Raw genomic sequence first — 19,301 nt, forward strand, 5'->3', positions numbered from 1 at the left:
ATTTTCTAAACAAAACTATTCTTCTATGGGTTGTAAGGGGGGTTTCACCGCACATAATCGGTTTATTTAATAGTTTTTTTGTTTATGATGATTTTTTTCATTTTTTAATTTTAGAATAATTACACAGTTCATCAACCATTAAGTTTTTATAACTTACTTTTTTATAATATTAGTTTGTTTTTTATTGTATTCAACTTCCCCTCTGAATTATGATGAATGTTTAGTCATGCATAATATTTTATTACTCTTGGATAAGAGTGTTTATCATTAAGGGCAGCTGATGCCATACTCACTTCGTGAATTTTCATTTTCCTCTTCTTTAAAATTTTTTCTCCTGTTTGGTTTTATTATTACGGTATGTTGTTTTATTGGCATCGCATCTCGTCCTTTAAGTTTTCTGGCGTTCTTTTGGCCTGCCAATTCTGTTTTGCTCGGGTTACTGATTCGCTTTCCAAGTACGCGTCGACCAAGCACATTATTAGGGGCCTATATAGGGTATTTGATTAGCGATCTATTTCAAGGTACTCCATTTACCCTCACACTTGTTTTAACAACGTCAAATTTTATTTATGTTGTCACTACCCTGGCCCTCTATATGTTTTTTAATCAGCATATTAAAGCGGCCTATCGAGGCTATTCCTACCTCTTTTTATTTGGTCTATGTGGTATAGGCAGCGTAGCAGGTGCATTGTTTGCAGCAACTTTCGTTCCTATGTTTAATACCAAATTTATGCTTGGGAGTTTGTGGGATGAATTCGGTTATTGGTTTACTTCAGAATTACAAAACGCTTTACTTCTTTTGCCAATCATATTGAACCTACCTCAATATAGTCAGGTAAAACATTACTTTTCGAGAAATCATGGCTTACAAGCAATTGACCTTTTACCTTTTTTAGCTGTCATTATTTCTATTGCCGCAAGCTATTATGACTCTGGCCCTGGTTCATTACTTTACCCAATTGCCGCACTCATCTGGTGTGCTATACGCTACAAACCGATCATTGTTGCACTCATTACGACCTTTACCAGCGCCTATATTATCTATCATGTCTCTGGACACTACCTTTTGCTTTATCCAAACGAATATTTAAGCAATACCATTTCAATTCGTATTGGACTAATTATGATGACGATTGCACCTCTTACCGTCTCTAGCATTAGTGTTTTACATTCAGAATTAATCCAAAAGCTTCAACACGCCATTGCACATGACGAACTAACTTCTAGCCTCACTCGACGCCAGTTTTTGCAATCGGTCAGACTACTTCAAGAAAAGGTACACAAGGAAAATAAAACCTCAGCCTTTTTCATGCTTGATGTAGACCATTTCAAACAAGTTAATGACAACTATGGCCACCAAATAGGTGACCGCGCTCTACAAACTTGTGTCACCACCATTCAAAATATTTTGCATCCTCATGATTTGTTGGGCCGTTTTGGCGGTGAAGAATTTGCGATTTTTATTGCAGATACTACAAAAGAAAGTGCCTTTGACCTTGCAGAGCAAATACGAATTAAAATTAGTCAGCAACCGATTTATATCTATGGAAAATTACCAATTTTCATACAAGTCAGTATTGGCATAAGTTTATATTCCCCCTCTTCTCATAGAGTAATTGAAAATTTATTTAAAGAAGCAGATGACGCTTTATATCAAGCAAAACGCCAAGGGCGTAATCGGGTCTTTATATCTTTATAGGTTTTCATTTAATCATCTAGTGTAATGAATTTTATACAATATCCCATATTTTGCCATGTATGCTAATAACAGATAATAAGGAGAAAAATGCATGACTCTAGAATATACGCATAAACCAAACTACTACCTGTTTGCACAGTTACTTGTACGACATATAGAAAGCTATATTCACAAACATCCAGATGCTAACAATGCAATTTTTGACTTACGAGATGTCTATGAAATATTTAGGCAGGATTTTGCATCAACGACAACAAACCTAGAAAGTATTTTGCATATTGCAGATGAATATAAAATAGAAACGATTAATGGAGATCAACCTCTTATTCAAAAATACCAGATTGATGCAAAAAATAATTCATTACTGATCGACTTTAATTCCGATGCGTTGACCAGCTTAAGAAGCGGAAAACCTATTTTGGAACCAGATGCGACTCGATTATAAATGATGCAATAAAAAAGCACCTTTATGAAGGTGCTTTTTTATTAGCTTTTAAAGGAGGTTGTTTAAAGCGTTTTGCAGGCCATGTCATGATAAAGCGAGCTCCACCTAAAGTAGGACTTTCATCTACTTTAATTTCACCACCGAACCAATAAGCAATACGACTCACAATTGACAACCCTAAACCATAGCCACCCGACGCACGAGTACGGCTATCATCTAAACGGGCAAAGGCTTCAAATACTCTTTGACGATCTTGCTCAGGAATTCCAGCACCATCATCTTCAACACAAACAAAAGCCATGCCATCGCTGTGAATACCACCTGTAATTCGAACTTTGTTATCACAATAACGAACAGCGTTACCTACCAAGTTTTGAACAACCCGATGTAAATAACGACGTTCTGCATCTACTTTCACATAAAGAGGAGGAGCAACAAGTTCAATTTCTTTTTGCGTTTTTAAGGCTTCGGTTTCTACCGCAACCTGATCTAATACATCAAATAAAGTAATTTCAGCAAAATCTAATGAAGGCGTACCCTGCTCTAGTTTTGCATAAGTCATGATTTCATCGATTAAGGTATTGAGCGCCTCAATGTCTTTATCAATCATGTCGACCTGATGCATACGATGATTGTAATCATCTTCTTCTGCCAACATCTCTGTACCAAAGCGTATACGGGCAACTGGCGTTCTCAGTTCATGAGATACGGCTCTCATCAACTCGCGCTGTGCCTCAATTAAACGCTGAATATGATCAGACATATTGTTATAACTTGATGCCAAGTTTGCCATCTCGTCACTTCCTTCAATAGGAACACGCAATGACAAGTCACCTGACTTCATACGGTTTAAGGCATAACGCACTTGGCGAATTTTACGCTCTAACGGCAAGATAAGACCATAAACCCCTAAACTCAATAAAAAGAGGCTAAATAAGGTAATCCCGGCAGAAAGCTGTAGCGGCATCCAGTTAAACATTGGAACCGGTCCAAGAACCAGAACTTGTGTCGGATGATTTGGGATTGGAGATACGATTGAAATGGTTGTGCCACGCATTGTTGCGCTATCTTTGTACAACATGACACTTTGGTCTTGGCGTAAACGACCAATTTGTTCAGAGTCTAAATTAATATCTTGAATGTTATAAATATTAATTGGATATGAAAAATGTTTTTGAATCTTAGCAAGATATTCTTGTTCCTGCCCCGGATAAAACATTAAATAATCAAGTACAAAAATAGGGAGGGCCTTCATTTGGCGCTCACTAATTTTGTCCACTTTTATGGATAAAAAGTGTTGAGGATCATCACGTAAACCAATAATAATATACGCAATACTATTACTGGCATCGTAACGGACAACAGACTTTTGGGCTTCGATTCGTTTTTTCTCGGTACGAGATAACTCAACCTTGCTCGCATCAGTGTAATAAATTGGAAGCTCCAATAAATCTGATGCATCTGAAACCCAGTCTATTTTCTGTTGCTTCCCCGGTTGTCGAGCGACTCCTTCACTAATGACATAAGAAATACCATCAGTTAAAGACTCTCTGTATTCTTGTGCTCGTTGATAATTGATGATTTGTACAAGCAAATAGCCAAAAACGGCAACCAAAACAACAAGAATTACCAGTCCCGCATATATTCGCAGGAATATGCTGTGTTTAAACACTCGACCAACCTTATAGGAAGTTTATACAGACCTTATAACCCGTTGGTTTCTTTAACGAACAAGTAACCTTTACTACGTACTGTTTTAATACGCTTTGGATTTTCAGGATCATCGCCAATTTTTGGACGAATACGTGAGATACGAACATCGATTGAACGGTCCTGACCATCGTATTCGATACCGCGCAAACGTTCGAAGATATCTTCGCGCGATAAGATACGGCCAGCATTTGATGCAAGCAACCATAATAGGTCATATTCTGCGCTAGTGAAATCAACAAGCTCACCATGCAACGTTACTGAACGACCGCCATTATCAATCACAAGGTCATCAAACTCGATACGTTGTGCAACTTCGTCCTCTACAGTTTTATCTGTACGGCGTAATAACGCACGGATACGGGCTAAAAGTACACGTGGCTGAACTGGTTTAGCGACATAGTCGTCTGCTCCCATTTCTAGGCCAAGTACCTGATCCATATCTTCTGTACGTGCAGTCAACATAAGAATCGGTTGATGATAATGTGGGCGAACTTCACGACAAACGGTTAAACCATCGGCACCCGGCAACATGACATCCAAGACCACTAGATCTGGTTGTTCACTAATAATACGACGAATTGCACGGTTACCATCAGTTTCTACACCAACTTCCAAGCCGTTGCGGATTAAATATTCTTGAGTTAATCGTGCTAAACGCTCGTCGTCTTCAACGATCAGAATCTTTGGTAACTTTTCTTCTTGGCTCATATCATTGCCCCTATAAATCTCATTACATGCATCTTAAAAATCTTGCAGATACATTCGTTTATCATTTGCAATATACACACGTTTACATTGTAAACAAGTAGGCGTTCACCAAACTGATACATGACAACCATGTTTTGTTGCATTTTATTAACCTTTGAATTTTCTCGTGTTTTTAACATTTAGTTATTGTTATTAAATTTCATATTCTATTCATAATTCCAATGTATGAATATTAAACAAATTATTTCTTTAATTACTTTAATTGTATTTAAGTGCTTGTTTTTTGAGTTATCCACAAAGTTATCTATAAGTGTTTTTTGATAGCTTTGCTATGCTATCTCCCATCAAATCATACAGATAAAAAATTACTAAAAAGTCAAGATTGATCTGCTATGAAAAATCCCGTATCTTGTGTTCAAAATAAACTTTAACTACTAAGTCTTGTGTTTATCCCTCAAACATCGTGGCATACTTTTTGCTCGGTTCAAACGGTCTATAAACATAACAAAAGTGACAATGGAGCTATGCTGGCATGAGCGTAATTACTTCGACTCCCGGTCAAATTCAGGTGATCAAACGCACTGGAGATGTTGCTGCATTTGATGCAGAGAAAATTTCTGTTGCGATTGGTAAAGCTTTTCTTGCTGTGGAAGGTCAACAGAGTTCGGATTCAAGCCGTATTCACGACCGTATTACCCAACTGACGGAAATGGTATTAAATACTTTCACTCGCCGTTTACCATCGGGCGGGACGATCCATATTGAAGAAATTCAAGATCAGGTTGAACTTGCTTTAATGCGTACCGGAGAACAGAAAGTTGCCCGCGCTTACGTGATTTACCGCGAACAACGTACTACTGCTCGTCAGCAAACGAACTCAAACCACCATCCTACTTTACAAGTTACCGATGCAAACGGTCAGCTTCAGCCACTTGATTTAAGTGCATTGCAAGCGACTGTAGCTAAAGCTGCTGAAGGTTTGGAAGGTATTGACGTTCAAGCCATTGTGGATGAAACCGTTAAGAACTTATATAACGGCGTAAAAGAGACTGATATTGCCACCACCATGATGATGGCAACACGTACGCGTATTGAACAAGAACCAAACTATACTTACGTGACTGCTCGTTTGCTTTGTCATGAGTTAGTGGGTACAGGTTTAGCATTCCTAGGCTTATCAACAGACACGCCTGAAAATGAAGCGCTTGAAGCCTTCTTGAAAAAAGGTGTTGAGCTTGATTTGATCTCACCAGATTTACTCAATTTCGACTTAGAAAAACTGGCAGCCGCTATTCAGCCAGAACGCTCTAACCAGTTTACCTATTTAGGTTTACAGACTCTATTTGACCGTTACTTCATTCACTCAAACGGCGTGCGTTTTGAATTACCGCAATTATTCTTTATGCGTGTGTCAATGGGTCTTGCATTAAATGAGCAAGATAAAGAAGAACGTGCAATCGAGTTCTATAACTTATTGTCTAGCTTCGACTACATGGCGTCTACGCCTACCCTGTTTAACGCAGGTACGTTACGTCCACAGCTTTCAAGTTGTTACTTAACCACGATTGGCGATGACCTCTATGACATTTATGGTGCAATGCGTGACAACGCAATGCTTTCTAAATGGGCTGGTGGTTTAGGTAATGACTGGACACCTGTGCGTGCCTTGAACTCTTACATTAAAGGTACAAACGGTAAGTCTCAGGGTGTTGTTCCATTCTTAAAGGTTGCGAACGATACAGCTGTTGCAGTAAACCAAGGTGGTAAGCGTAAAGGTGCTGTTTGTGCGTACCTCGAAACTTGGCACTTAGACATCGAAGAGTTTTTAGAACTTCGTAAAAACACAGGTGATGACCGTCGTCGTACACACGACATGAACACTGCGAACTGGGTTCCAGACTTGTTTATGCAACGTGTATTTGAAGATGGTGACTGGACATTATTCACCCCTTCTGAAACACCAGACCTACATGACCTAACAGGTGCTGAGTTTGCTGAGCGTTATGCTTACTACGAATCTGTAGCTAAAGAAACAAACATGCTCCATAAGAAAGTACGTGCTAAAGACTTATGGCGCAAAATGCTTTCTATGTTGTTTGAAACTGGTCACCCTTGGATTACGTTCAAAGATGTGTGTAACTTACGTTCACCACAACAACATGTGGGTGTAGTTCACTCATCTAACTTATGTACTGAAATTACGCTTAATACAAATCAAGATGAAATTGCAGTATGTAACTTGGGCTCGATTAACCTTGTACAACACGTTCAAGGCGGTGTATTAGACCGTGAGAAGTTAGCTCGCACGGTTAAAACAGCAGTTCGTATGCTCGATAACGTTATCGACATTAACTATTACGCTGTTCCACAAGCGAAAAACTCTAACTTGAAGCACCGCCCTGTTGGTATGGGTATTATGGGCTTCCAAGATGCACTTTATGAAATGGGCATGGCTTACGGTTCTGACGACGCAGTTAACTTTGCTGACGAGTCAATGGAAGTGATTAGCTACTACGCTATTGAAACTTCGAGCAACTTGGCTGTTGAACGTGGTGCTTACTCAACATTCAAAGGTTCATTGTGGGATCAAGGTATCCTTCCAATCGACTCTTTGGAAATTGTTGCGAAATCTCGTCCAGAACGCATGTTCGAAGTTGACCGTACTCAACGTTTAGACTGGGACACTTTACGTGCCAAAGTTCAAAAAGATGGTATGCGTAACTCAAACGTGATGGCAATTGCTCCTACTGCAACCATTTCAAACATTTGTGGTGTTTCTCAATCTATTGAGCCAACTTTCCAGAACTTATATGTGAAATCTAACTTGTCTGGTGAGTTCACTGTTATTAACCCATACCTCGTTCGTGCATTAAAAGAACGTGGTCTTTGGGACACAGTGATGGTAAATGATCTTAAACACTTCGAAGGTTCAGTACAAAAAATTGCTCGTATTCCTGAAGAATTAAAAGCAATCTTTGCAACTGCGTTTGAAGTAGATACACGCTGGATCGTGGATGCTGCATCACGCCGTCAGAAATGGATCGATCAAGCTCAATCGCTTAACCTTTACATTGCTGGTGCAAATGGTAAGAAACTTGACATCACTTACAAGATGGCATGGTTACGTGGTCTTAAAACGACTTATTACCTCCGAGCTTTAGGCGCAACTTCTGCTGAAAAATCTACAATCAACACAGGTGCTTTAAATGCTGTTAAGCCTGCATCTGTTGAAGTTGCTCCTGTAACTACGCCTGTTGTAGAAGCAAAAAAACCTGAAGCAGTTGAAGAAGACGGTTTTACCCAAGCAGCTCCAGTTCCAATGGCTTGCTCAATCGACAATCCTGATTGTGAAGCTTGCCAATAACATTCAATAAAGTTGCTCTTTTTCACTAAAGAGCAATTTTAAAAGAGGTAAAGATTATGCTTTTTCATCTTAGTCATAACTATATGCTTGGTGTAGGAGTTTTAATCTTTGCCTTTGTTTTCTTTTATATGCCACTGGTTTACGCATTTTTCACAATACGTAAGCAACAGCGTAAGCAAAATAAGTTGTAGGGAGTAGAGACCAAAGGCCCAAAATTTGGTCGTGCATTAATAAAACTTAATTTTGTTTACACATTAAAAGCGTATAGTAGGGACATCTTCGTTTTAGAGATGTCAAATACAGATATATACAACGAAGAGAGAAGAAAAATGTCTATCCTTAGTTGGGACGATTTTGAAGATGATTCGCAAAAACCGGCTGCTCCTGAACTCAAGTCTGCGCCCGTCAATACGGAAAAAACGACTCATTCGCAGAATGTATCTTCTGCGGAGTCATCATCGCAGAGCTTGGCAACTTCACAACCCGCTGGAACCCATTCCGTGCGACCAACAGTTGCCTCCGATACGGTGGCTAGAGCCGCTGCAGCCCTAGAACATTTAGATGCTGCCCCTGGCCTAGAAGAGTTAGAAATGGGTGCACAACGCGTTCAGGTTGACGACAAGGCCATGATTAACTGTCGTGCGGACTTGAACCAGCTTGTTCCATTTAAATATGAGTGGGCTTGGCAGAAATATCTTGACGGGTGTGCAAACCACTGGATGCCTCAAGAAGTTAACATGAACCATGACATCGCGCTTTGGAAGTCTGAAAATGGCTTGACCGAAGACGAACGTACCATTGTTATGCGTTCTTTAGGTTTCTTCTCGACTGCTGACTCTTTGGTTGCAAACAACTTGGTATTGGCAATTTACCGCCACATTACTAACCCTGAATGCCGTCAGTACATTTTACGTCAAGCATTTGAGGAAGCGATTCACACTCACGCTTACCAATACTGTATCGAATCTTTAGGTATGGATGAAGGCGAAGTCTTCAACATGTACCGTGAAGTTCCATCTGTTGCGCGTAAAGCAGCTTGGGGCTTGAAATATACTCACTCTTTAACCGACCCTAATTTCCACACGGGCACACCTGAAAATGATCAGCTTTTACTTCGTAACCTGATTGCATTCTACTGTGTTCTTGAAGGGATCTTCTTCTACTGCGGCTTTACTCAAATTTTGAGTATGGGTCGTCGTAACAAGATGAATGGTGTTGCCGAGCAGTTCCAATACATCTTGCGTGATGAGTCTATGCACTTGAACTTTGGTATCGATATGATTAACCAAATCAAGATTGAGAACCCTCACCTTTGGAGTGGCGAGTTCCAACAAGAAGTGATTCAAATGATTGTTGAAGGCACAATGCTTGAAATTGAATATGCTCGTGACACTATGCCACGTGGTGTATTGGGCATGAACGCAAGCATGATGGAAGAATATTTAAAATTTATCTGTAACCGTCGTTTAGCACAACTTGGTTTACAAGAGCAATTTGCTGGTGTAACGAACCCGTTTGCTTGGATGTCTGAGATGATGGACTTGCGTAAAGAGAAGAATTTCTTTGAAACGCGTGTAACTGACTACCAAACTGGTGGTGCGTTAAGCTGGTAAGTTTAAGTTTCTCTAAATAAAAAAACCGCTATTAATGGCGGTTTTTTATTCAAGATATAATTCATTAATTTAGATAGAATCAGTAGTTAAAAAAGATTCAAATAAATAATAAAAATCAAAAACATAGAAATTAAAATTCTACGCTAATCAATCAGGCAAATATAAAAATATTTTTAACATTCAGAAACTAACAACCGCAAATCCAAAACATATTATAGATAATAAGAGCTGGAGCACTTATAGGATAAGTATCACTATCGAGAACTTTATATCGCCTACTTTTATATTTAATAGTTAATAATTTTTCTTTTCGGCTAACTACCAAACCAACTCTATAAATAAAATAAAAAGAATTATTATTAGTTATTCGCCTGTATATAAATTGTACTGAATCTTCTTTTTGAATTTTTGAATGATCAACCTTAATAAAACCATTACATATAGAGCACCTCCATTTATTTAAATCAATATTCGTATCCATATTTTAATTTATTACATCCTATGATTAATCGTATAGTTAGGCAACACAACTTTCAATCAATTAAAATTACACTATAAAAATTATATAACAATATCAATAGAAAAATAAAAACATCAATATGAATTTAATTTAAAAATTAAGATTTAAATTAATAAGTATTAAATTAAAGATTAAAACACAATTTAATACACAACAAGCAACCAAAAAATAAAAAAAATTTTAATCTAATATTAATATTTATAATTACTCACTAGATTTTTCAATTATTCTTTGTATTACAGTCCTCGACACAGCAAGATCCTTAGCTAAAGAATATACACTAAATCCTTCTTTAAACTTATTAATGACTTCCTGTTTTTGATCATTTGTTAATTTTTCCGGTCTACCAACTTTTTTAGATAAGCTATGTTTTTTTTGTACAGTTTGATCAGACAAGAAAAGTTTTTCAAAATCAATGCAAATTTCTAAAAAATGGATAAGGTTATTTTTAATATCACCTTCCAACTCACTATTTATATAATCCAATATAAGCAATTTAATTTTTTTTCTTTCAATTAAAATAATTGTAGATAATATTTCTTTAAAACAATTTCCTAAACAGTCAATACTTTTAACAATTAAAAAGTCACCCTCTTCCAAAGAATAATTAATTAAATTAAAAAATATAGTTCTAAAAGTAATGGACTTATCAACTGAGACTAACTCTAACACTACTCTACTATATTGAACTATATGGTTAAAATCATTTAACAATGAAATAAAAAAATCTTTTTCTTTATCAAATTCATAAATATTAGAATTAAACCGCATATAAGCATAAGTACGCATACTTCCCCATTCCTTAGAGTTATGTGAAGTACATTTCCAAAGTATGTTCAAATCAAAGAATTGGTTCTTAATACTTTTAGAGCTTCACTTATTGTTTGTTTTATAATTAATATCTTAAATTTATACTTATTTATATTAATATAAATTTTTTTATAGTTCCACTCATTAAAACAACAAAAAAATATATAATATCAAAAAACATTATATAAATGAAAAAATAAAAGTATAGTAAATTAATTATTATTTTTAACGTTAGATACCATTAATCAAAATTAGAAAATATTAACAATAAATTTTAAATAATATTAGAATAAAATATTAAAATTTTAAAATTCTATGGATAAATATATTTATAGCTACAAAATAAGTAATTCTTATAATTAATTATTTGAATCTGTTTTAAACCTATGTATTTAATTTTTAATAAATTTATACACCCAATCAAAAATAAAATAAAAACAAAAAATAAGTTATTAAAAATCAAATACATAAGTTAATTATCAACAAGCAAAAAACTAATAACATTTTATTTTATTTGCTTAAATTAATTTAAATAACAAATAAAACTAGATTTTAATATCAGATTTATATTAAATTCATAAACATTTAAAGTAAATGGTTAATTCAAAATGCAACATACTATATCCAAAAAATTATTAATTAATATACTTATGGATATTAATAAAAGTTAGGAGAAAATAATTATTAGTTATGTACTTAATTTATATGTTTTAAACACTGTATAGTACACTTTTGTGATTTAGTTCATGTTTTTTTTAAAAAAATAAGATGCTAAGATTTGTTTTGTTTTTGTTTAATTTTGGTTTTTTAATATGCGTACATATGCCTATGTTAGAATAGAGCCTAATTTGCAATTTGAATTTTCTAGATATATCTCTTTTTTTAGTGAGTATGGCTATAAAATCCAAAAGAATAGATTAGTAGTAGAAGAAGTATCTGTTGATAAATCTATTGCTTATAGAGATAAATTTCTTAATTTAATAAGCTATTCTTTAGAAGAAGGAGATGCTTTAGTGATAAAAAGCATGGATTGCTTAGGTAACAGCTTTGAGGAAATTTTAGGAATAGTTGACAAAATTGATCAAAAAAAGATTCGATTAATATGCTTAGATTATTCTAAAAATGAAATTAATGGTGACTTGAAAATTTTCTTCCTCCATTTTTTAAAGTTATCAGCCGAATTTGAGAAGTTGTTCAAGTCTGACAATAAGATATTTAAGGATCACAAACCAACAAGAAAAGTTGGTCGGCCAGAAATTTTAAATAATGAACAAAAAAATAGAGTGATTGAATTATTTAAGAAAGGCTATAGCGTATATTCACTCGCTAAAGAATTTTCAGTTACAAGAACAGTAATCCAAAGAATTTTAAATAATGCAACAAAAAGTAATATATTGTAATTATTAGGCGGTTAAGTAAACTCAACTTCAGATAACGCTAAATTTTAGGAACTAAACAAAATAAACCATTGAAATTTATAAATTCAAAATTTATTTCCTTTTTAAATTTAGATATAAACTATTATATATTAAATTACTTTTTTCCTTATAATTCGTTAAAAGTAATTTTTATAGTTTTTATTATAATTGTTTTTTCTTTAAATCTATTATTATTTAACTCTAAATATATAAAAAAATATTTTAATTTTCAACAATTTAGCATAACTACTTTAAATAAAATATAATTTATATAAATTTTCTATTGATTATATTATATTTACATCGTAGAGTTGCTTCCTATGAATTAAAATGATTCAACTCTCAAGAAAATCTTTATAGTATAAATCTATTTAGAAATATGGCTTAACAATTTAACCATTTGAAATTTATAAATTTTGGCTTTTAACGAAAGCAATTTTATGCTTTTAAAGCATATATTATGAAAATTTATTTATTTTAAAATATGATAAATATTTAATATGAATGATATTTTTTGGAATTCTTCAATAGGCCCAACCACAGGTAAGATTTATATTCCTACAGGAATTGGACCTTTTCCTACAATTATTATTTTTGATACAGGTTTAATAAAAAGTACAAAAACTTATGCTAGCTTCTATGCAAAAAAAATGAAAGAAATAGGTTTTTCAGTTTTTATAATAAAAATAAATATAAGTAAAAAAAATGAAATAGGTTCAATAATAGATTATATTTTAAAAAGAAATGAAGTAAACAATAATAAGATATACTTAATAGAAATTGAAAAAAATAATTTGATAGATTTAAATATAGAATTATATAAAAATTATTTTCAGGCTATTGCTTCAATTAATTACTTTAGTTTAAATAGCTAACATTTAAAAAACTTTCTTAAAATTATTTGAATGTCTTATAGGCAGACTAAGCACCTAAAGCTTAGTCTACTTTTATGTACTTAATTATTAAAAACCATGACTAACAGATGATTTAGAGACATAAATTGAATTTTGTGGCTTTGCATCTTCTACCCAGCATGATTTAGAGACATCAATCTCCTCACCACTTACTAAAATAATTTTTGTCTGTTTCAAATCACTACTAACATTACTCGCAGCATAGTAATGATGCTTATCACAAATCACTGTTTTCTTATGATTACTTGCATATTGAGCAGCTTTATCTTCGGTAACCTCACCCGTACCTACGCTAGGATAGCCTGATTTTTCTGCTATCAAGTACAACTTATGATTAGCAATGGTATTAATAGAAGCTGGTGAATAAACCGATTGATGCCCATACGGTTGATTCACGCATCCAGCTAAGATTAGTGTTAATGAAAATACGATTTGAGTTAGAATTAAATTCTTCATTAATTTTAATCCTCATGTTAAATATATAAACATCCATTTTTATAAAACCCATCTTAAATTAAATTTTATAGAAGTAGGATTATTAATAATAGATATGTCACTAAAATAAGTTTAAGTGAAGTTTAACTTTACACTCTTAAATAAAAATAAAAGAAATCAATATAGTTTTAAATTCTTTATCAATTAAGAAGAGTCCACACCCTAAAAGACTGTGGACTTAGTGAATATCACTCAAACCTGAAATACGAGGATAATTATATAATAAGCATCCTCAAGATTATATTCACATGAGAGCTAAACCTTATCAATTACAAATTAATTAAGTGCAAAATAAATTTTTATAAGAAAAAAATTATCCTTAATTTACATGCAATAAGCTCACTCACAACTTAAAAAAAGTTTTAAAATTATGTTTTAAATCTAATTTTTAAGTCACCCTTCAATTAAAAAAGTACTTTTTTAATAATTTAAAAAACTACACTTTTAGAAAAATATTAAAAATATAATAAAACTATTTTATAATTTTTTATATTTAAAATTAATTAAATATAAAAAATTTCTTATTTTCAAATTTAATAAAATAAATTATAGACATCAAGAATTACAAAGATAAAAAATCTTTCTCATCAGAATTTAGTTTTATTCCAGATTCTAGGATTGTTTTTTTAAGGCATTTAATAACTATTGCTGAGTTATAAAAATTATTATATCTATTTAATGGGAGTAAGACACTTCGATCACTTGCTACTAGTGATAAATTTGATAAAAAATTCCTCATAAATATATAACCAGAGAAAGACTTATCTTTAAAAACTAAACTATCATCAACATACGTACGCTTTATTATGCTATCTGGTAAATTCAATTGACTGTCATTCATCTTAGACAAAAAAGCTAATCTATACCACAACTTATTGTAAGGTACTTGGTAAATATTATTTTGTAAACTGCTACTACTTGTTGGTAAAATAACTCTCCCCTTTATATCAATGTCATCTTTTCTTAATAATCTTTCTGACCAGTTTGCCATACCTTCAAGATACCAACTTGGTTTTAATGGACTATACCCATATTGATAAAGATGAAATATCTCATGAGCAACAACTGTCCAGTAATTACCCGGAAAATTTTTTAATCTACTATTTAATTTGATTAATAATGCTTTTTCGTTTTTTGCCCCATCAAAACTGGATAAATAGGGTTTATCGTAGGCAATACCATTATAACTTAGACTAACTACATGAATATCAATATATCTTACCTCAGATTTATATCTTGGGCTATTGAGAGGATTAATAAAACCTAGATAGTCAAGTGCATCTATAGTTGCATTAGCTTGAATTGCAATGTTTTCTATATAATCTGGAATATTATTTTTATTGATATCTGTCTGTTCTATCTCATTCAGACTATAGACCACCCTAATTTTTCCAGATTTATAATATTTTTTTTCTTCTTTGATAGCCATATTTTCTTTATCCGCCGCTAAACAAGCCAAGCTCAATGATGAGATTAAAAATAAGAAAATAATCTTCAATATATTATTTAAATATAATATTTTTCCATAACTTAAAATTATTTTCATCATTGAATCTCCATACAGATTTAGCGCAGTTTTTATGGAATAAACTTATTTTCTCTCTATTGTTTAATAATTCTACAGTAGTATTAATAAATTTTTCCGTGTTATTATCCTCAATCAAATACCCATTATAGTCATTAATAATCATTTCATTGGGTCCATAATCAATATCAAAAGAAATTACTGGACAATTATTCTTTAGAGAATCTAATATAGCCATACAAAACCCTTCAGATCCGCTAGTAAATAACATTAGATCTGCATTTTTGAGTACGGAATTTACATCGGAAACGAAATCTCGCAGTCGGACTATTCCTTCCAAATCATTATTTTTTATAATTTTTATTAAGTTTTCTTTTTCAGGTCCAAAACCGTAAATATCTAAATTTGCTTGAGGAATTTTTTTGTGAATTTCACCAAATATTTCGATAAGTAAATCTAGCCTTTTTACTTTATCAAATCTTGCTAAGCATACACATTGATATTTCTGTCGTGAAGTTGAACTATCACCAAAGCTTGTACTTTTGTAGAAATGTGGGATAACGGTATAGTTAGAATAAAAACCAAATCTTTCACTAAAATCTATTTTTTGTTTCTCTGTTAGAAAAATAAGATGATCTATTTTATTTAAGTTCTCAATATAGCTATTGTAGTGAGCATTAGCTTTTGAGTCTTTTTCTCTAGCTTTTGAATAATGTGCAGCATGAATAACCCCAATCACAGTAGAATTTTCTTTTTTATTCAATAGAATGTTTTTTGCAAAAACTATAGCTCTGTCAATAATATAAACCTTGTGTTCATTCATATTAATTTTGGATAAAGTATATTCAAACAATTCAATTTCTGAACTAAACTTTCGTGAAATTACACCCTCCGCTTCATATAGATATAGACTAACTATCTTTCCTTCCTTATTATAATTTCTAGATAGAACAAGATGATTATTAATATCATAGAAGTCTTCTGTGATAACTAATCTATTACTATCTAAGACTTGTGATGAGCTCAAAACTCCCTTTTCATTAAATTTCAATCTTTTAACTATTTGTCCGGATTCAAAAATATTTATATGACTTAAAAGTCCTTGCTTATTTTTAACATAATATTTACAGAGTTTATTTTTATCATCAAAGACTTTAAAATTTCCTAAACTATCACTTTCAATATTTTTTTCTTCTATAGTAAATTTATAATTTTCTTCAGCTTCAAAATTAATTGAAAATTCATTTTTTTGATAAAAAGAATATAAATTTAAAAAATTAATATTTTCATTTACTTCAAAATCCAACAATTTACTTATATACAGATCCTTATAAAGTAAATTAATCATAGGGTTATACGAAAGAGTACATATATTTACTTTAATTCTATTTCTACTAAATAAATCTGCTCTCTTGATCAACGCAATTAATAGACCATTTTTTTCCTGCTTAATTGCAGGATAAAGCATATATATACTCTTTTCCTTTAACATTATGATTCCCTTATCTTAAATTGATAGGTAAAAAATTATTTTTGAAAGGGGGTTTTGCATTTTCTTGTAACCACTCATAGTAATCAACCTGAGCTTTAGCTACAGGATAGGCCATAAATCCAATTCCGGGGCCTGCATTGACTTCAAATATAGCAATATTCCCTTCCTGATCAATGCCTAAGTCTAATCCTAATGAGTCTAAACGCCATGCATATTGCTTTTGAAAAGCGAGTGGAAATTTTTCGAAGATCTTCTTTATACTTTTATTAATTTTTTCAAATGAGTCTGGATAAAATTGTTCTAAAAACATTTTTTCACGCGTGGTAATTAAGGCTCCTTGCATACCATTTGTAATATCAATATTTTTATTAATATTTACGTAGGGAAAGAATTTTATTAATTTCCACTTTCCACCTGCGCCTCTACTAATTTGCATCCGAAAGACTGTATTAAGTGAATTATTTGTAGAACTATTAAAATATTTACTTAAGGAGTAACCTTTATTTTTGATATCTTTATCAAAAAAATTTCTAAGTTCATTTTTATTAAACTCATATCTTTTATCCAATTGTTTTACTATATATTTTTTACCTAAAAATTCTACAGAAAAAATTCCTTTTCCTTGATTACTTGATAATGGTTTTAATATCACTTTTTTATATTTTTGAATTGCATTCGAAAGATCATCAAATTCTTTACAGTCATCAACACTTATCAAGAATTCATTGATATCTTCGATTTTTTTAAGTTTTAGATCAACATTTTTTTTTGTTCCAATTCTATTTGAAGTAAAAGGAATTATTTCTGCTAATTTTAAATATATTTCTTTATCCTCAGCCTTAACAGCTAGCCTATTTTGAATTACATCAGGAAAGTTAAATTCTTTTTCTAAAACTTTTCCATTTAATATAGTCTTACCTACTATCTTTTCAGTTTCAAAACATACATCTTTTGCTGTAAAAACATAAGCTTCGTGCCCTCGACTTTGGGCAACAATAATGAAAATTTCCTCTACATCTGTTAGATTCTTTGCTGGTTTTAAAATTCCAAATATAGACATTATATTACTCCCATTAAATCATTAATTATTTCTTGATCAATCAATCTACTATGATCACTTTTTGAATATCCTAGACAAGCAACAAGGTAATTATTGCGTATTTTTACTATCTGTATACTATTAAATACATTGGGAAAAAGTGTTCCTGTTTTAATAAATATTTTTTCATTTGTTTCAAAATCAATATTGATATAATTTTTATTTCTCTGAACAACGATACTCTGATGAGCATAAAATAAGAAAGATTCTATTTTTTTGTTCTTCAATATATTAACAACTAGTTTCAATAAATCATCAACAGTTGTATATTGTTTGTTTTTATATAAGCCATGGGAATTTAAAATATTTGTAAGTTTCATCCCGAGTTTATTTATTAATTTTATTGCATGCTCTTCATAAGAAATTTTCGTTTTTTCTTCAATTACTTCTTTTAAAACCTCAGCACTTGTATTACTTGATTTAAATAACATATTTTTAAGTAAGTCATTAATTGTTATAAGATCATTTTCAAATAAGTTATAACCACTTCCAACAATTAGATTATTTTTTTTAATTTTCACAATCTCTCTTAAAGAAATATTTAAATCGAATACCAAAAAGAGTGTTAATAATTTTATAACTGACCCAGGTACAATTTTTATATTTTCATTCCTAGAATAAACCTCAATACTATGCTCTTCATTAACAATATAGATTGATAATGATTTAGCAGAGATTCTCTCAATTTTTTTCATAATTGAGTTAAATTCGGCTAATCCTATTAATCTAGTATCAATACTTGTAATAGTGCTCATCCTTCACTCCACTATTAATTTTTCTAAGTTCATTTTTACTAAATTGTTTTTTTGTAAATTAAATTCAATTAAAAATTTTTGAATATTATCTATTTCCAGTTTTTGAATATCTGAAAATCCATATTCCCACCATTTTGATTTTAATAAATGATTAATAATATCATCATCAAATCTGTATTTTATAATTTTGGCTGGATTACCACCGACAATTGCATAAGGGGGAACATCCTTTGTAACGACTGAATTTGCAGCAATTACAGCTCCATTTCCGATAGTTATTGTTGGTTTTAGCAACACCCTTGCCCCTATCCAAACATCATGACCAATATCAAGTATTTTGAACTCAGGGTTATTTGGTAACCTTCGGGCATTTTGATCCATCTTATTAACTTCCAAATATTTTTGATAAATTATAAAATTTCGATCATATGTTGTTGCTGAGGTTGTGAGCCATTCATGAGGATGCCTTAAACCAAGCACTCTTACTCCCTCTGCTATTGAGCAATACCGACCTACTTTAGTCGTAATTGGTAATACAGACCAGCTATAAGAAAATGCCCCCATACTCCAAACATTATTACCGACTAAAAATGCACAAAATGGTTCAATTTCTACTTTTTCGAGAAAATTAATGTAATCTTCATCAAGAAACCTTGAGTTACCATTACGAGTAAAATATATATTATGTTTACTCATATTTTTTTTTAGCTCTATATATTGTCTTTTCATAT

Annotated in this window: 17 protein-coding genes; 7 read left to right on the top strand and 10 right to left on the bottom strand. The window is 32.0% G+C overall.

The annotated features are described in order from the left end of the window. Nucleotides 1–280 precede the first annotated feature (280 nt). A complete protein-coding gene (locus AC2117_RS15050; RefSeq protein ID WP_133975159.1) occupies nucleotides 281–1,699 on the top strand; it encodes a diguanylate cyclase in 1,419 nt (472 codons plus the stop codon). Between the two features lie 91 nt (nucleotides 1,700–1,790). Further along, nucleotides 1,791–2,144: a hypothetical protein gene (locus AC2117_RS15055; protein WP_133975161.1), complete on the top strand. Its 354-nt coding sequence runs from the start codon at nucleotides 1,791–1,793 to the stop codon at nucleotides 2,142–2,144. 22 nt (nucleotides 2,145–2,166) lie between these two features. On the opposite strand, the gene bfmS is transcribed toward AC2117_RS15055, so the two are convergent. The 3 genes from bfmS to AC2117_RS15070 are packed head-to-tail and all read right to left on the bottom strand — an operon-like array spanning nucleotide 2,167 to nucleotide 4,744. Further along, nucleotides 2,167–3,816 (bottom strand): sensor histidine kinase BfmS, encoded by a 1,650-nt coding sequence (gene bfmS, locus AC2117_RS15060; RefSeq protein ID WP_042896838.1) that lies wholly within the window; start codon nucleotides 3,814–3,816, stop codon nucleotides 2,167–2,169. A 32-nt stretch (nucleotides 3,817–3,848) separates the two neighbouring features. Continuing rightward, nucleotides 3,849–4,565 (bottom strand): response regulator transcription factor BfmR, encoded by a 717-nt coding sequence (bfmR, locus tag AC2117_RS15065; RefSeq protein WP_003653488.1) that lies wholly within the window; start codon nucleotides 4,563–4,565, stop codon nucleotides 3,849–3,851. Further along, entirely contained in the window at nucleotides 4,562–4,744 is a 183-nt protein-coding gene (locus tag AC2117_RS15070; protein WP_016801725.1) for a hypothetical protein, read from the bottom strand. Before AC2117_RS15070 ends, bfmR begins: the two co-directional genes overlap by 4 nt. A gap of 353 nt (nucleotides 4,745–5,097) precedes the next feature. Between AC2117_RS15070 and AC2117_RS15075 the strand changes: the two genes are divergently transcribed. The 3 genes from AC2117_RS15075 to AC2117_RS15085 all read left to right on the top strand — a co-directional run bounded on the left by AC2117_RS15075 (nucleotide 5,098) and on the right by AC2117_RS15085 (nucleotide 9,542). Then, on the top strand, nucleotides 5,098–7,929 hold the full coding sequence (locus AC2117_RS15075) for a ribonucleoside-diphosphate reductase subunit alpha (protein WP_133975163.1): 2,832 nt from the start codon (nucleotides 5,098–5,100) through the stop codon (nucleotides 7,927–7,929). A 56-nt stretch (nucleotides 7,930–7,985) separates the two neighbouring features. Further along, entirely contained in the window at nucleotides 7,986–8,120 is a 135-nt protein-coding gene (locus AC2117_RS15080) for a preprotein translocase subunit YajC (RefSeq protein ID WP_133975165.1), read from the top strand. A 138-nt stretch (nucleotides 8,121–8,258) separates the two neighbouring features. Then, complete coding sequence (locus AC2117_RS15085; RefSeq protein ID WP_133975167.1) at nucleotides 8,259–9,542, top strand: ribonucleotide-diphosphate reductase subunit beta; 1,284 nt, start codon at nucleotides 8,259–8,261, stop codon at nucleotides 9,540–9,542. Between the two features lie 724 nt (nucleotides 9,543–10,266). Here AC2117_RS15085 and AC2117_RS15095 read toward each other — a convergent pair. Beyond that, nucleotides 10,267–10,851 carry a resolvase gene (locus AC2117_RS15095; protein ID WP_133975171.1) on the bottom strand — a complete coding sequence of 195 codons (585 nt, stop codon included), beginning with the start codon at nucleotides 10,849–10,851 and terminating at the stop codon, nucleotides 10,267–10,269. Nucleotides 10,852–11,684: 833 nt separating this feature from the next. Here AC2117_RS15095 and AC2117_RS15100 point away from each other — a divergent pair. Together AC2117_RS15100 and AC2117_RS15105 are read left to right on the top strand one after the other, a co-directional pair. Then, nucleotides 11,685–12,272: a recombinase family protein gene (locus AC2117_RS15100; protein WP_133975173.1), complete on the top strand. Its 588-nt coding sequence runs from the start codon at nucleotides 11,685–11,687 to the stop codon at nucleotides 12,270–12,272. 518 nt (nucleotides 12,273–12,790) lie between these two features. After that, complete coding sequence (locus AC2117_RS15105) at nucleotides 12,791–13,165, top strand: hypothetical protein (protein WP_133975175.1); 375 nt, start codon at nucleotides 12,791–12,793, stop codon at nucleotides 13,163–13,165. Between the two features lie 87 nt (nucleotides 13,166–13,252). Here the strand turns inward: AC2117_RS15105 and AC2117_RS15110 are convergent, their stop codons facing one another. The 6 genes from AC2117_RS15110 to AC2117_RS19200 all read right to left on the bottom strand — a co-directional run bounded on the left by AC2117_RS15110 (nucleotide 13,253) and on the right by AC2117_RS19200 (nucleotide 19,299). Then, nucleotides 13,253–13,660 (bottom strand): hypothetical protein, encoded by a 408-nt coding sequence (locus AC2117_RS15110; RefSeq protein ID WP_133975177.1) that lies wholly within the window; start codon nucleotides 13,658–13,660, stop codon nucleotides 13,253–13,255. A gap of 601 nt (nucleotides 13,661–14,261) precedes the next feature. After that, nucleotides 14,262–15,248, bottom strand: a complete 987-nt coding sequence (locus tag AC2117_RS15115) for a hypothetical protein (protein ID WP_133975179.1) — start codon at nucleotides 15,246–15,248, stop codon at nucleotides 14,262–14,264. Further along, nucleotides 15,202–16,716, bottom strand: coding sequence for a glycosyltransferase (locus AC2117_RS15120; protein ID WP_133975181.1), 1,515 nt, complete (start codon nucleotides 16,714–16,716; stop codon nucleotides 15,202–15,204). The genes AC2117_RS15115 and AC2117_RS15120 overlap by 47 nt, the downstream gene beginning before the upstream one ends. A gap of 10 nt (nucleotides 16,717–16,726) precedes the next feature. Next, on the bottom strand, nucleotides 16,727–17,776 hold the full coding sequence (locus tag AC2117_RS15125) for a YheC/YheD family protein (RefSeq protein WP_133975183.1): 1,050 nt from the start codon (nucleotides 17,774–17,776) through the stop codon (nucleotides 16,727–16,729). Beyond that, nucleotides 17,776–18,570 carry a serine hydrolase gene (locus AC2117_RS15130; RefSeq protein WP_133975185.1) on the bottom strand — a complete coding sequence of 265 codons (795 nt, stop codon included), beginning with the start codon at nucleotides 18,568–18,570 and terminating at the stop codon, nucleotides 17,776–17,778. The genes AC2117_RS15125 and AC2117_RS15130 overlap by 1 nt, the downstream gene beginning before the upstream one ends. A gap of 3 nt (nucleotides 18,571–18,573) precedes the next feature. Next, nucleotides 18,574–19,299, bottom strand: coding sequence for a CatB-related O-acetyltransferase (locus tag AC2117_RS19200; protein WP_133975187.1), 726 nt, complete (start codon nucleotides 19,297–19,299; stop codon nucleotides 18,574–18,576). Nucleotides 19,300–19,301: the final 2 nt, after the last annotated feature.

The organism is Acinetobacter calcoaceticus (assembly GCF_900520355.1).
GTDB lineage: Bacteria > Pseudomonadota > Gammaproteobacteria > Pseudomonadales > Moraxellaceae > Acinetobacter > Acinetobacter calcoaceticus_C.

What these genes read in the sequence shown, in the direction of transcription:
- AC2117_RS15055 (WP_133975161.1), top strand. Translation starts at nt 1,791, where the DNA reads ATGACTCTAGAATATACGCATAAACCAAACTACTACCTGTTTGCACAG.
- AC2117_RS15110 (WP_133975177.1), bottom strand. Translation starts at nt 13,660, where the DNA reads ATGAAGAATTTAATTCTAACTCAAATCGTATTTTCATTAACACTAATC.
- AC2117_RS19200 (WP_133975187.1), bottom strand. Translation starts at nt 19,299, where the DNA reads ATGAAAAGACAATATATAGAGCTAAAAAAAAATATGAGTAAACATAAT.
- AC2117_RS15095 (WP_133975171.1), bottom strand. Translation starts at nt 10,851, where the DNA reads ATGCGTACTTATGCTTATATGCGGTTTAATTCTAATATTTATGAATTT.
- bfmR (WP_003653488.1), bottom strand. Translation starts at nt 4,565, where the DNA reads ATGAGCCAAGAAGAAAAGTTACCAAAGATTCTGATCGTTGAAGACGAC.
- AC2117_RS15115 (WP_133975179.1), bottom strand. Translation starts at nt 15,248, where the DNA reads ATGATGAAAATAATTTTAAGTTATGGAAAAATATTATATTTAAATAAT.
- AC2117_RS15130 (WP_133975185.1), bottom strand. Translation starts at nt 18,570, where the DNA reads ATGAGCACTATTACAAGTATTGATACTAGATTAATAGGATTAGCCGAA.
- AC2117_RS15125 (WP_133975183.1), bottom strand. Translation starts at nt 17,776, where the DNA reads ATGTCTATATTTGGAATTTTAAAACCAGCAAAGAATCTAACAGATGTA.
- AC2117_RS15100 (WP_133975173.1), top strand. Translation starts at nt 11,685, where the DNA reads ATGCGTACATATGCCTATGTTAGAATAGAGCCTAATTTGCAATTTGAA.
- AC2117_RS15120 (WP_133975181.1), bottom strand. Translation starts at nt 16,716, where the DNA reads ATGTTAAAGGAAAAGAGTATATATATGCTTTATCCTGCAATTAAGCAG.
- AC2117_RS15070 (WP_016801725.1), bottom strand. Translation starts at nt 4,744, where the DNA reads ATGTTAAAAACACGAGAAAATTCAAAGGTTAATAAAATGCAACAAAAC.
- AC2117_RS15075 (WP_133975163.1), top strand. Translation starts at nt 5,098, where the DNA reads ATGAGCGTAATTACTTCGACTCCCGGTCAAATTCAGGTGATCAAACGC.
- AC2117_RS15085 (WP_133975167.1), top strand. Translation starts at nt 8,259, where the DNA reads ATGTCTATCCTTAGTTGGGACGATTTTGAAGATGATTCGCAAAAACCG.
- AC2117_RS15105 (WP_133975175.1), top strand. Translation starts at nt 12,791, where the DNA reads ATGAATGATATTTTTTGGAATTCTTCAATAGGCCCAACCACAGGTAAG.
- AC2117_RS15080 (WP_133975165.1), top strand. Translation starts at nt 7,986, where the DNA reads ATGCTTTTTCATCTTAGTCATAACTATATGCTTGGTGTAGGAGTTTTA.
- AC2117_RS15050 (WP_133975159.1), top strand. Translation starts at nt 281, where the DNA reads ATGCCATACTCACTTCGTGAATTTTCATTTTCCTCTTCTTTAAAATTT.